We start from the raw sequence: 13,911 nt of genomic DNA on the forward strand, positions 1-13,911 counted from the left end.
GTATCCTGTTGTTGTGATTATATAGATTAATTTCACTAGTGTCCTAAATACAAAGAACCGATTTACTCCCAACAGTACAGTAGCTCATTGTAAGGCTTTTTAAATTCTTATTTTATGTGTAATAGTTTATTTAAACAATCTAAATATATCATTACCATTTGCAAAAAGTAACAAGACTATTAAAAATATAAAGCCAGCTATTTGTGCATATTCTAAAAATTTATCACCAGGTTTTTTACCTGTAATCATTTCCCAAAGTGTAAAAACTACGTGACCTCCATCTAAAGCAGGAATTGGTAATAAGTTCATAAAACCTAACATAATAGATAAGAACGCAGTAATATTCCAGAAAGATTGTGCGCTCCATTCTGCAGGAAAAATACTACCAATAGAAATAAAACCACCTAAACCTTTGTAAGCTCCTGTACTTGGGTTGAATATCTTTTTTAATTGTTTTACATAATCCGTTAATGTTTTCCAAGATTTGTTCCAACCAGCAGGAATTGCTTCAGTAAAAGAATATTCAATATTTGCTAATGTGTAGTAGCCTAACTTTTCTAAATCTTTAAAAGATAATTGTCCTAAACCAACTCCTAATTTTCCTTCAGAAGTAACTTTTACAGGGATTTCTTTAGTTTCAGCTCCTCTTTTTACAGTAACTGTAATGTCTTGATTTTTGAATTTATCTAGTTCTGCTTGTGCTTCATCAAAGTATTTGATTGTATTTCCATTAATAGCAATAACAATGTCTTTCTTTTTTAAATCAGCATTTACATTTGGAGAATCATCAGAAATACCAGCAATGGTAAAAGGATATCTTGGTAACAAAACAGCACCTGCATCTTTACCTCTATCTACTAATTTAGAAATAAAATCTTCTGGAATTTGTTTGTCAAGAACTTCTCCATTTCTTTCTATTTGAAAGTTGTTTCCGTTTACAAAACCTAGAGTTAATTCAGAGAATTTTTTTATTTTTTCTCCATCAATCGTTAAAATTTTATCTCCCGTTTTTATTCCCAAGTCCATAGCCAATGAATCTTGCACCCAAACACCTTCTTTTACGTTTTCATTTGGCAAAAACTTTTCTCCATAAGCATACATTAACATAATGTAGATAAAAATTCCTAAAACAAAGTTTACAAAAACACCACCCAACATTATAATTAAACGTTGCCAAGCTGGTTTAGAACGAAACTCCCAGGGTTGTGCTGGTTGTTTCATTTGTTCAGTATCCATACTTTCATCAATCATACCAGCTATTTTTACATAGCCTCCTAACGGAATCCAACCAATACCATAAACGGTTTCACCTATTTTTTTCTTGAAAAGTGAGATTTTATAATCAAAAAATAAGTAGAATTTTTCTACTTTGGTTTTAAACAATTTTGCAGGGATAAAATGCCCCAATTCATGCAAAACAATTAATAAAGATAAACTTAAAATAAATTGCGATGCTTTTATTAATATTTCCATTCAGCGTTAAATCATAATTAAAAAACGCACAAATGTACGTTTTTAAAGAGAGTTGTAAAAGAACAATTAAAACTTGGTTTTTATTTTAACAAAGATTTTGCAAAGTATTTGGTTTTGTTTACTTTTCTGTGGGGTTTTTAAGTTGTAAATTTGTAGCTATAATGTGTTTTATGGAACTCAAATTCTTTAAGAAATCTATTCCGACAATCATTTTTTTTGTAGTTTTTTCTGCGGTTGGAATTACCGTTTTTTATCATTTATTAAAGGTTGATAATCGCCTTAAAATTTACAATCCTGTTGATGTAAATCCGCGTTTGGTAGATGATAGTATGTTGCATATTCAAAAAAACCATACCATTGCAGATTTTGAGCTGACAAATCAGAATGGAGAAATCATCACCAACAACAATTATAAAAACAAAATTTATATTGCAGATTTTTTCTTTACACGTTGCCAAACCATTTGTATTGCAATGGCTTATAATATGAGCGAATTGCAAGAGTTTTATAAAAATGACGATGATATAATGTTCTTATCTCATTCTGTAACTCCTGTAATGGATAGCGTTTCTGTGTTAAGAAAATATGCTGATAAAAAAGGAGTTATAGATGGCAAATGGAATGTAACTACAGGAAGCAAAAAACACATTTATGAGTTGGCAAGAAAAAGTTATTTTGCTGTGTTAGATGAAGGAAATGGAGACGAAAACGACTTTATTCATACAGAGCAATTTGTGTTGGTAGATAAAGAAAAACGCATTCGTGGTTATTATGATGGCACAGAAAAAAAAGATATGGAAAAATTGAAAAAAGATATTGTTTTGTTAAAAGAAGAATATAGTAGAAATTAACTTGTTTAGAATCATTCTAAATTCCTATCTTTGTAAAGAATTTATCATTCCCGCTTTAGCGGGAATCTTTCTATAATAAAAAGAGTTGAGTACAATTGCAACATTGCGTAAAGGAGAAATAGGATATATTTCTGAAGAGTCGTTAGATTTTATTCCACTAAAATTGCTAGAAATGGGCTGTTTACCAGGAGCTGAGGTAAAATTGGTACAAATTGCTCCTTTAAACGATCCTATTTATATTTGTGTAAATGGCAGTCATTTAGCAATTAGAAAAGAAACGGCTGCACTAATTCAAATCCTAAAAAGTTAAAAATCGATGTCTAAAAACGATATAAAAGTAGCTTTAATAGGAAACCCTAATACTGGTAAAACTTCACTTTTTAATCAACTTACGGGTTTAAATCAAAAGGTAGGTAATTACCCAGGAATTACCGTAGATAAAAAAGAAGGCACAAGTAAATTATCATCAACCCATAATGCAATAATTACAGATTTACCTGGAACTTACAGCATAAACCCTACTTCTTTAGACGAAAGTATTGTTTTAAAAACCTTGCTTAAAAAAGATATTAAAGAATCTCCAGATGTAATTTTAGTGGTTGCCGATGTAGAAAATTTAAAGAGAAACTTATTGCTTTTCTCCCAAATTAAAGATTTAGAAATTCCTACGGTTTTGGCAATTAATATGGTTGATCAAATGAGTAGAAAAGGAATTACTATTGATTTGTCTTTGCTAAAAAAAGAATTAAATACAGAAGTTGTTTTAATTTCTGCCAGAAAAAATGAAGGAATAGATGATGTAAAAGCAGCAATAATTCGTTGTCACGTTGCAGCAAAAGCATCCCCATTATGTGGCATAAATCACAAAATAGATCCAGATTATTTTAATAAATTAAAAGAAGTAAGCCCCAATTATTCTTTGTACGAATTATGGTTGATGATTACTCAAAATAATTACCCAGATTCTATTACAAAACAAGAAAAAGAAAAGTTATTAGCTTTTAAAAAGGATGTTTCTAAACTAAAAAAATATCAACATAAAGAAACCATTTATAGGTATCAAGAAATTAACAAAATTCTTAAAAAAACATATATTGTTGATAAAAGTAAAGCCACAGATTTACGAAGTAAATTAGACAAAATATTTACACACAAAATTTTTGGATATGTATTTTTTGTCTTTTTATTGTTGCTAATTTTTCAATCAATTTTTGATTGGGCTTCTGTACCAATGGATTTTATTGATGCCACTTTTGCAGAAATATCAGGTTTTGTAAAAGGCAATTTACCTGCAGGTATTTTAACAGATTTATTAACCGAAGGAATTATTCCAGGAATTGGTGGAGTTGTCATTTTTATTCCACAAATTGCCATTCTATTTTTATTCATTGCCATTTTAGAAGAAACCGGTTATATGAGTCGTGTGGTTTTTTTAATGGATAAAATTATGCGACGTTATGGAATGAATGGTAAAAGTGTAATTCCGTTAATTTCGGGTACAGCTTGTGCAATTCCTGCAATTATGGCAACCAGAACTATTGCAAGTTGGAAAGAGCGTTTAATCACCATTTTAGTAACACCATTTACCACCTGTTCTGCACGTTTGCCAGTGTATGCAATTTTAATAGCATTAATTATTCCTGATACTAAAATCTTCGGATTTTTAAATTTACAAGGAATCGTTTTATTAGCATTGTATGCTTTGGGTTTTGCCACCGCATTTTTATCAGCATTTATTTTACATAAAACGTTAAAAATAAAATCGAAGTCGTTTTTTGTAGTAGAAATGCCAAATTACAAGCTACCATCAATAAAAAATGTTTTATTAGAAGTAGTAGAAAAAACAAAATCTTTTGTTTTAGAAGCAGGTAAAATTATTTTAGCATTGTCTGTAATTTTATGGTTTTTAGCATCTAACGGACCAACTTCTTTTAAGAATGCAGAAAAAAATACCATAGAAAATGTTGCAAATCAAAATTTATCTGATAATGAATTACAACAAAAAATAGCATCTGCAAAATTAGAAAATTCTTATATAGGAATTCTAGGAAAAACCATAGAACCTACCATAAAACCTTTAGGTTATGATTGGAAAATAGGAATTGCATTAATTACATCTTTTGCTGCAAGAGAGGTTTTTGTAGGTACATTAGCAACCATTTATAGTGTAGAAGCTGATGATGAAGATACCACAACCATTAAACAAAAAATGGCTTCTGAACTCAATCCAGATACAGGTAAAAAACGTTTTAATTTTCCTGTAGGAATGTCTTTAATGGTTTTTTATGCTTTTGCAATGCAATGTATGGCAACCTTAGCCATTGTAAAACGAGAAACCAAAACATGGAAATGGCCATTAATTCAGTTATTAGGAATGGCAGTTTTAGCTTATATATCGTCATTAATAACATATCAAGTTTTAAGTTAATGCAAGAAATTATAGCTTATACTTTAGTGGTTTTAGCGGTTTTATTTTTGATAAAAAAATACTTTTTTACATCAAAAAAAGATAAAAACTGCAATTCTGATTGTGGTTGTAATTAGTTCTTTAACACAAAATTAGTATATTAGTAAACTTAGCTTTTCTATTTTTGAAAACAGACTTATTAAATCAATAATTATATCATAATAAAATGAAAAAATCAATTTTATCATTGGCAATTTTTGCAATTGCAATGATTTCATCAACAGAAATTTCTGCACAAAAATTTAAAAAATTAGATGTTAGCCCTATGGATGCAGCAGCACATCCAGATAATTGGAGAGAAGCAGACAAATTAGTAAAAGTAATTTATAGCAGACCACAATTAAAAGGAAGATCTTTAGATAAACTGGCGCCAAAAAATAAAGTTTGGCGAACAGGAGCAAATGAAGCCGCAGAAATTACATTTTATAAAGATGTAAATTTTGGAGGAAAACAAGTAAAAGCAGGAACTTATACACTATTTACAATTCCTACTGATGGAGATTGGACAGTGATTATTAGTAACCACAAAAATGTATGGGGTTCTTATTTTTATAAGCAAGAAATGGATGTTGTAAGAGTGAAAGGAAAAGTATCTAAATCAAAAAAACCTATTGAAGCTTTTTCTATTATTTTTGAAGGAGAAGGAGCAAATGCAACAATGCATTTAGGATGGGAAAACACAGTTATTTCTGTTCCAATAAAAGGATAAAATAAACTTTAAATATAATTGAAAAACCATAATTTATTTATGGTTTTTTTTATGGAAAAAATTTAGCAGTTTACAAATTGTTTTCTTTTCTAGAATAACCGTAAATTTGCAGCCTTAAAAGGAGAATGATGCAATATAATCACCAAGAAATAGAAAAAAAATGGCAAGAGTTTTGGGCAAAAAAACAAACTTTTAAAGCCAAAAATAATTCTGAATTACCTAAATATTATGTATTAGATATGTTTCCTTATCCATCTGGAGCAGGCTTACATGTTGGGCATCCATTAGGTTATATTGCAAGCGATATTTATGCACGTTACAAGCGTCATAAAGGCTTTAATGTATTGCATCCACAAGGTTATGATTCTTTTGGTTTACCAGCAGAACAATATGCTATTCAAACAGGGCAGCATCCTGCAAAAACAACAGAAGAAAATATAAAAACCTACAGAAGACAATTAGATAAAATTGGTTTTTCTTTTGATTGGTCTCGAGAAGTAAGAACTTCAAATCCAGAATATTACAAATGGACGCAGTGGATTTTTATCCAACTTTTCGAATCTTATTATTGCAAAGATTCTGACCAAGCAAGACCCATTTCTGAATTGCAAGAAGTGTTTGCTTTAGAAGGAAATGCAAATATAAATGCAGTTTGTGACGAAGATGTTATCTCGTTTTCTGCGGAAGATTGGAATGGCTTTTCTTCAACCCAAAAACAAGAAATTTTATTACAATATCGTTTAACATTTTTGTCAGATACAGAAGTAAACTGGTGTCCTGCTTTAGGAACCGTTTTAGCAAACGACGAAATTGTAAACGGCGTTTCAGAACGTGGTGGTCATCCTGTTGTCAGAAAAAAAATGACCCAATGGTCTATGCGAATTTCTGCTTATGCACAACGTTTATTAGACGGATTACAAACTATAGATTGGCCACAACCATTAAAAGACTCTCAAACTAACTGGATTGGTCGCTCGCAAGGAGCATCTATAAAGTTCAAAGTTCAAAGTTCAAAGTTAGAAAGTAATGTCATTTCGAGCGCAGTCGAGAAATCTCAATATGAAATTGAAGTTTTCACAACACGTCCTGATACAATTTTCGGAGTAAGTTTTATGACTTTAGCTCCAGAACATGAACTTGTGTCACGAATCGTGACAGATGAACAAAGAGATGAGGTGGAAGCCTACATAAAAGCAACAGCAAAACGTTCTGAACGCGATAGAATGGCAGATGTAAAAACCATTTCTGGTGTGTTTACAGGCGCGTTTGCAATTCATCCTTTTTCGGGCGAAAAAGTACAAATCTGGATTGGAGATTATGTTTTAGCTTCTTACGGAACAGGTGCAGTTATGGCAGTTCCCTGTGGTGATCAACGTGATTATGATTTTGCTAAGCATTTTAACATTCCGATTCCTAATATTTTTAAAGACGTTGATATTTCTGAAAAAGCAAACGATGCTAAAGAAGGTATTAAATTGGCAAATTCAGATTTCTTAAACGGATTGAATTATAAAAAAGGAATGAAAACCGTAATCTACGAAATAGAGAAACGCGGTTTTGGCTACGGAAAAATAAATTACCGTTTACGTGATGCTGTTTTTAGCAGACAACGTTATTGGGGAGAACCGTTTCCAGTATATTACAAAGACGGAATGCCACAAATGATTGATGCAAAACACTTGCCAATCGTTTTACCAGAAGTAGAAAAATACCTGCCAACTGAAGACGGAAAACCACCTTTAGGAAATGCAGATGTTTGGGCGTGGTGTATAGAAACTAACTCGGTTGTTAGTAATGAAAAAATAAATGACACTAGTGTCTTCCCTCTAGAACTAAACACAATGCCTGGGTGGGCAGGAAGTTCTTGGTATTTTAACCGTTATATGGATGCTTCTAATCCTAATGAATTTGCAAGCAAAGAAGCATTAGATTATTGGAAAGAAGTAGATTTATATATTGGCGGTTCAGAACACGCAACAGGACATTTATTATACGCTCGTTTTTGGCAAAAATTCTTGTTTGATAAAGGTATTGTACCTGTAGATGAGTTTGCAAAAAAACTAATTAACCAAGGAATGATTTTGGGGACTTCTGCTTTTGTTTATTCTATGAAATTAGCAATTGAGACTAAGAGAACCAAATTATCTGTTATAAGTAATTTTAAAATTGAAGATAAGAAAAGATTAATTTCACATAAATTAATAACAAAGCGATTTGTAAAAAATGAAATTGAATCAAATAGTTTTTTGGAGTATTTATATGATCTTTTGAGCAGTAATCCTAATAAAATTGAATTAGAAAATATTTTTCAATCAAATGAAATTATCGATAATTTATTGGGTATGAATAAATCTCAAATAATTGAATATTTAAAAGATAAAATTGTTTTTGATTGTCTGTCTCATTTCGTTAGAGCTGATGTAACATTTGTGAATTCTTCTGATGAATTAGATATTAAATCTTTTATCTCAGATAATAGATACAAAGAATTTAAAGACGCAGAATTTATTACAGAAGAAGATGGTACTTTTAAAGTTTCTAGAGAAGTAGAAAAAATGTCGAAGTCTAAATACAATGTAGTTAATCCTGATGATATTGTAAAAGAATATGGTGCAGATAGTTTACGTTTGTTCGAAATGTTTTTAGGACCTTTAGAACAAGCAAAACCTTGGAAAACTTCGGGTATTTCTGGTGTGTATTCTTTCTTAAAAAAGCTTTGGAAACTATATCATAACGGAGAAAATTTTGAAGTTTCAGGTTCTGAACCAACAAAAGATGAGTTAAAAACATTGCATAAAACCATTAAAAAAGTAGAAGAAGATATAGAGAATTTCTCTTTTAACACATCAGTTTCTACCTTTATGATTGCAGTAAATGAACTAACAGCGTTAAAATGTAACAAGCGTGCAATTTTAGAGCCTTTGTTGATTTTAATATCACCTTATGCGCCACATATTGCAGAAGAATTATGGAGCAAATTAGGAAATACTAAAAGTATTGCAACTGCAAATTTTCCTGTTTTTGAAGCAAAATATTTGGTAGAAAGTTCTAAGAATTATCCGATTTCATTCAATGGTAAAATGCGTTTTACGTTAGAATTACCTTTAGATATGTCTAAAGATGAAATTGAAAAAACTGTAATGGCACACGAAAAAACGCAAGCACAATTACAGGGCAGAACTCCTAAAAAAGTAATTATTGTGCCTGGTAAAATTGTTAATATAGTTGGTTAGTACACGCAGTGTGCAATAAGTATTAGCTTGTTTTTGTAGAAGCGGATAAATGTAACTTTTAGGCTTAATATCCAAACCCATCAGGTTTTAAAAACTTGATGGGTTTCTTTCTTATACAAATTACTATTACCAAATGATTTTTTTATTCACTCCAAAATTTGAAAAGAATCCATATCGTTTAAAAACCCTAATTTCTCACGGATTTTCTCTTGTTCAGATTTATTTAGAACAGATTTTACAACTCCCACCTCATTGTTTTTTAAGTTAGAAATCTCATCACCCAAATAATTAACAATTAAAGAATTGCCAGAATATTGGTAATTATTTGCATCCTTTCCGGTTCTATTTACACCAACAACATAGGTCATATTTTCTATGGCGCGCGCTTTTAAAAGCGTGTCCCAAGCTTTTATTCTGGCTGCTGGCCAATTTGCTATATAAATCAATAGATCGTAATTTTGGGTATTTCTAGCCCAAACAGGAAAACGTAAATCATAACAAATTAACGGGCAAATTTTCCAGCCTTTATACTTAATAATTATTTTGTTATTACCAGAAGTATAGACTTTATCTTCACCAGCCAAAGTAAAAGAATGTCTTTTGTTATAAGTTTTTATTTTTGCATCAGAATCTACAAAAACTAAGCGATTGTAATACTTTTTATCATCTTCAATAACCAAACTTCCCACAATTGCAATTTTATTTTTTATTGCCATTTTTTTCATCCAAGAAATAGAAATACCCTCCATTTTTTCAGCAACCTTTTCAGGATGCATTGTAAAACCAGTGGTAAACATTTCTGGTAAAACCACTAAATCTGTGTTTTTAGAAAGCGCATTTATTTTTTCTTCAAAAAAGGATAGATTTTTAGTAGGATTTTCCCAAACTAAATTGGCTTGAATTCCAACAACGTTTAATTCGTTTTGCATCAAAAATAATTTAAGGATTAAAGATGTATAAAAGTAAGTTTTTGTAATTTAGAAATCGAAACTAATCACAAGAAAATTGATGCAATCTTTTATTTCTGATACTTTAGATGCTATTTTAAAAACCACAAAATCTTTAGAAGATGTAGTTTTTATTTTACCATCGCAAAGAGCAAAAGTCTTTGTAAAACAAACATTTAAAGATAAAATTTCTGTTGGATTTTTACCAGAAACCCTCAATGTTGAGCAATTTATCAACCGAGTTTCAGGAATAGAAAAAGTAGATAGTATTCAATTATTATTTCACTTTTATACTATTTATAAGAGTTTAGAAAAAGAACCTGTTTCTTTTGATGTTTTTTCATCTTGGGCATTTACAGTTTTACAAGATTTTAATGAAATTGATCAACACCTTGTAGATGCAAAAGATATTTTTATTTATTTAAGAGATATCCAGCGCTTAAAAAAATGGTCTGTAAAAGGAGAGTTTAAAGAAACGGAATTAATGAAAGATCATTATTCGTTTTTAGAACGCTTAAATGTTTATTATACTAATTTTTATCGTTTTTTAAAAGAAAAAAATATTGGTTATCAAGGTTTACTTTATAGAGAATCTTGTAATAAAATCGATTCATTTTTAGATGAAAATCAAAATAAAAAGTTTGCTTTTTTAGGTTTTAATGCTTTAAATAAAGCTGAAGAATTTTTATTTCAAAAAGTTTTAGAAACTGGGAATTCAGAAATTTATTGGGATTTGGATGCGGTATTCTTTAATTCGAATCATCAAGCAGGGACTTTTATTAGAAAATACAAAGCCACCTGGAAATACTATGAAAAACACCCATTAAAAACACTTAGTAATGCATTTTCTCAACCTAAAAAAATTGAAGTAATTGGAGCTTCAAAAAACACCACTCAAATAAAATATGCAGGAGAAATTTTAGAGAAATTTACAGATTTTAACAATACAGCTTTGGTTATGGCAGATGAAACCTTGTTGCCAATAACGTTAAATTCTTTGCCTAAAAATATCAATGCAATTAATATAACAATGGGATATCCGCTAAAAGATATACCAACCACAAGCTTGTTGTTTTCTATATTTCAGCTCTTTATTTCTCAAGATAAATTGCAAAAAAAAGCTGTAAATGAGTTTTATTATAAAGATGTAATTCGTTTTTTTAAACATCAATCTATTTATAAATTGATACCCAAAATTGATGATTTTTCTGATAAGATTGCAAAACAGAATCAAACATTTATCCATCAAAATCATATTAAAAAATTATTAGAAAATTCTAGCAATGAACTCAAAAAAATCATTGCATCTATTTTTAATGAGTACGTTTCTATTGATGAATTTATTGATAGAATCATACACTTAATCAATCTTTTAAAAGAAACTACTAATGATTTAGAAAAAGAATATTTATTTCGTTTTTACACAACATTTACACAATTAAAAACATTACAAAAAGAGTTTCAATATTTTCCAGATTTAAAGACATTGTCGTTGTTTTTTAGGCAATTAATAGCATCAGAAAGCTTGTCTTTTCAAGGAGAACCACTAAGAGGATTGCAATTAATGGGAATGTTAGAAACACGGGTTTTAGATTTTAAAAATATTATTTTAGTATCTTCTAACGAAGGTGTTTTACCAGCAAACAGTCAGCAAAATTCTTTTATTCCTTTTGATGTAAAACTGGCTTTTGGTTTGCCAACGTATCGAGAAAAAGATGCAATTTTTTCGTATCATTTTTTTAGATTAATGCAAAGAGCAAAGAACGTTTTTATTATTTATAATACAGAACACGATGTTTTTGGGAGTGGAGAAAAAAGCAGGTTTGTTACACAATTAGAAATGATGAGAACAGATGTGGTTCAGAAAATTGTTTCTCCTAAAGTAGTTTCCTCAAAAGTTGCATTAAAAGAAATTAAAAAAAATGAAGCTGTTTTAGACGCTCTAAAAATTTTAGCACAAAAAGGAATTTCACCTTCTGCATTGACTAATTATTTGTACAATCCTATTTCGTTTTACAAACAAAAAGTTTTGAAACTTAAAGAGTTTGATGATGTAGAAGAAACTGTTGCATACAATACTTTAGGAACTGTGGTTCATGAAACTTTAGACGAATTATACAAGCCATTTGTTGGAAAGTATTTATTGATTGATGACATTGATTCTATAAGTCAGAAATCAAAAGATTTAGTGATTAAACATTTTAAAAAAGAGTTTAAAAATGGAGATTTATCAACAGGAAAAAATCGTTTAATTTTTGAAGTTGCCAATAGATTTGTCAATAATTTTTTAGCACAAGAAAAGGAGTTGCTAAAAGACAAAAACAATCAGTTAAAAATTATTGCAACAGAAGAAAATTTAGCCACAGAAATTAAAATTGATGGGATAGATTTTCCGATAAAAATTCATGGTCAAGTAGATAGAGTTGATGAAGTAAATGGCGTTTTAAGAATCATTGATTACAAAACAGGAATAGTTAGTAATGCTCATTTAAAAGTTCTAGATTTCGAAAAACTAAGAGAAAAAGAACAATATAAAGCCATTCAGGTTTTATTATATGCATATTTATATACCAAAAATAAAAACTATAAATTCAACCAACCTCTAGAAGCAGGAATTTATTCTTTTAAGAATTTAAAAAGTGGTTTTTTGCCTGTCAATTTTTCATCAAATTATAGAAAACCAGATGTAGAAATTACAGAAGAAAAACTTGACAAATTTATCAACGAAATAAAAATTTATATCAAAGAAATTTATATGTTAGAAATTAATTTTATTGAACCTGCTGATTTAAAATATTAAATTCTTTTTATTCTCCTTTTTCAGATATGTACATTTGCAAAAACAAAAATTATTGGGCACAGATATTAGTTTTAAAAGGATAAATAAATTGGCAATACCTGCTTTAATTGCAGGTATTGCAGAGCCTTTGTTATCTATTACAGATACTGCAATTATTGGTAATATTGATAAAAATGCCACCGAAAGTTTAGCGGCAGTTGGTATTGTAGGTGCGTTTATTTCTATGTTAGTTTGGGTTTTTGGGCAAATTAGAAGTGCTATTTCATCCATAATTTCTCAATATGTAGGTGCCAATAAATTAGATGAAGTAAAATCTTTACCAGCGCAAGCAATTGCAATTGTTGTTTTAGGAAGCTTAGTTGTTTTGGCAATTTCTTATCCGTTTGCAAAACAAATTTTTCAATTTTATAATGCAACAGAAGAAGTTTTAGGATATTGTATTTCTTATTTTAAAATAAGAATTTTTGGTTTCCCTTTTTCTCTTTTTGTATTTGCCATTTTTGGCACTTTTAGAGGTTTGCAAAACACTTTTTATCCAATGATAATTGCCATTATTGGTGCATTGTTAAACATTGTTTTAGATCTTGTTTTTGTTTATGGAGTTGATGGTTTTATTCTGGCAATGCATATAGAAGGAGCCGCTTATGCAAGTGTAATTGCACAAATTACAATGGCAATTATTGCGGTGATTTTACTATTGAAAAAAACAACCATTTCTCTTAAAATAAGTTTCCCTTTTCACAAAGAAGTTCCGCGTTTATTAGCAATGATTGGAAACCTTTTTGTAAGAACAATTGCTTTAAATACGGCATTATATTTTGCAACTGCTTACGCCACAGATTACGGTAAAGAATACATTGCAGCCTATACAATTGGCATAAATATTTGGTTGTTGGGCGCATTTATGATTGATGGATATTCTAGCGCAGGAAATATTTTATCGGGTAAATTATTGGGCGCAAAAGATTTTAAATCTTTGGTAACTTTAAGTAATAAATTGTTTAAATATGGGTTAGCAACAGGATTTATAATTGCTTTGTTGGGTTTTGTTTTTTATACATCCATTGGTAAAATTTTCACACAAGATTTAGATGTTTTAGAACAATTTTATCACGTTTTTTGGATTGTTTTGTTAACACAGCCCATAAGTGCAATTACATTTATTTTTGACGGAATGTTTAAAGGAATGGGAGAAATGAAATATTTAAGAAACCTCTTAATTATCTCAACTGCTTTCGTTTTTATTCCGACTTTGCTGGTCTTTGATTATTATAATTTAAAGCTCACTGCTATTTGGATTGCCTTTACGCTATGGATTTTAGCAAGAGGTTTGCCATTGGTTTTTAAGTTTAGAAAGAAATTTTTGCCGCTAGTAGAGAAATAAATAACGAGTGTGTCATTCCGAATTTATGAAGAGTTTTAAATACAAAA

The 13,911-nt window shown here is 29.7% G+C and carries 9 protein-coding genes; 7 read left to right on the forward strand and 2 right to left on the reverse strand.

The features are described 5' to 3' along the window. Positions 1 to 126: 126 nt before the first annotated feature. The gene (gene rseP / locus ACY2RX_RS11820) at positions 127 to 1,473 is read right to left on the reverse strand and encodes an RIP metalloprotease RseP (protein WP_490104196.1); all 1,347 of its coding nucleotides are present in this window, start codon (positions 1,471 to 1,473) and stop codon (positions 127 to 129) included. Positions 1,474 to 1,643: 170 nt separating this feature from the next. On the opposite strand from rseP, the gene ACY2RX_RS11825 reads away from it, so the two are divergent. The 5 genes from ACY2RX_RS11825 to ACY2RX_RS11845 all read left to right on the forward strand — a co-directional run bounded on the left by ACY2RX_RS11825 (position 1,644) and on the right by ACY2RX_RS11845 (position 8,733). Next, complete coding sequence (locus ACY2RX_RS11825; protein ID WP_490104197.1) at positions 1,644 to 2,324, forward strand: SCO family protein; 681 nt, start codon at positions 1,644 to 1,646, stop codon at positions 2,322 to 2,324. Positions 2,325 to 2,409: 85 nt separating this feature from the next. Next, positions 2,410 to 2,634 carry a FeoA family protein gene (locus ACY2RX_RS11830; protein WP_490104198.1) on the forward strand — a complete coding sequence of 75 codons (225 nt, stop codon included), beginning with the start codon at positions 2,410 to 2,412 and terminating at the stop codon, positions 2,632 to 2,634. A 6-nt stretch (positions 2,635 to 2,640) separates the two neighbouring features. Beyond that, positions 2,641 to 4,752 (forward strand): ferrous iron transport protein B, encoded by a 2,112-nt coding sequence (feoB, locus tag ACY2RX_RS11835; RefSeq protein WP_490104199.1) that lies wholly within the window; start codon positions 2,641 to 2,643, stop codon positions 4,750 to 4,752. Between the two features lie 205 nt (positions 4,753 to 4,957). Next, positions 4,958 to 5,500, forward strand: coding sequence for a DUF2911 domain-containing protein (locus ACY2RX_RS11840; protein ID WP_490104200.1), 543 nt, complete (start codon positions 4,958 to 4,960; stop codon positions 5,498 to 5,500). Between the two features lie 128 nt (positions 5,501 to 5,628). Continuing rightward, positions 5,629 to 8,733, forward strand: a complete 3,105-nt coding sequence (locus ACY2RX_RS11845) for a leucine--tRNA ligase (protein WP_490104201.1) — start codon at positions 5,629 to 5,631, stop codon at positions 8,731 to 8,733. A gap of 146 nt (positions 8,734 to 8,879) precedes the next feature. Here the strand turns inward: ACY2RX_RS11845 and ACY2RX_RS11850 are convergent, their stop codons facing one another. Further along, a complete protein-coding gene (locus ACY2RX_RS11850) occupies positions 8,880 to 9,662 on the reverse strand; it encodes an amidohydrolase (protein ID WP_490104202.1) in 783 nt (260 codons plus the stop codon). A gap of 79 nt (positions 9,663 to 9,741) precedes the next feature. Here ACY2RX_RS11850 and ACY2RX_RS11855 point away from each other — a divergent pair, with 79 nt between their 5' ends. Both ACY2RX_RS11855 and ACY2RX_RS11860 read left to right on the forward strand, forming a co-directional pair. Next, positions 9,742 to 12,480, forward strand: a complete 2,739-nt coding sequence (locus ACY2RX_RS11855) for a PD-(D/E)XK nuclease family protein (protein ID WP_490104203.1) — start codon at positions 9,742 to 9,744, stop codon at positions 12,478 to 12,480. Between the two features lie 52 nt (positions 12,481 to 12,532). Beyond that, positions 12,533 to 13,864, forward strand: a complete 1,332-nt coding sequence (locus ACY2RX_RS11860; protein ID WP_490104204.1) for an MATE family efflux transporter — start codon at positions 12,533 to 12,535, stop codon at positions 13,862 to 13,864. Positions 13,865 to 13,911: the final 47 nt, after the last annotated feature.

The organism is Polaribacter sp. 2405UD43-2 (assembly GCF_058147125.1).

Bases quoted from the DNA above. Each gene is read 5' to 3' on its own strand.
- rseP (WP_490104196.1), bottom strand. From the start codon at position 1,473: ATGGAAATATTAATAAAAGCATCGCAATTTATTTTAAGTTTATCTTTA.
- ACY2RX_RS11825 (WP_490104197.1), top strand. From the start codon at position 1,644: ATGGAACTCAAATTCTTTAAGAAATCTATTCCGACAATCATTTTTTTT.
- feoB (WP_490104199.1), top strand. From the start codon at position 2,641: ATGTCTAAAAACGATATAAAAGTAGCTTTAATAGGAAACCCTAATACT.
- ACY2RX_RS11840 (WP_490104200.1), top strand. From the start codon at position 4,958: ATGAAAAAATCAATTTTATCATTGGCAATTTTTGCAATTGCAATGATT.
- ACY2RX_RS11845 (WP_490104201.1), top strand. From the start codon at position 5,629: ATGCAATATAATCACCAAGAAATAGAAAAAAAATGGCAAGAGTTTTGG.
- ACY2RX_RS11850 (WP_490104202.1), bottom strand. From the start codon at position 9,662: ATGCAAAACGAATTAAACGTTGTTGGAATTCAAGCCAATTTAGTTTGG.
- ACY2RX_RS11855 (WP_490104203.1), top strand. From the start codon at position 9,742: ATGCAATCTTTTATTTCTGATACTTTAGATGCTATTTTAAAAACCACA.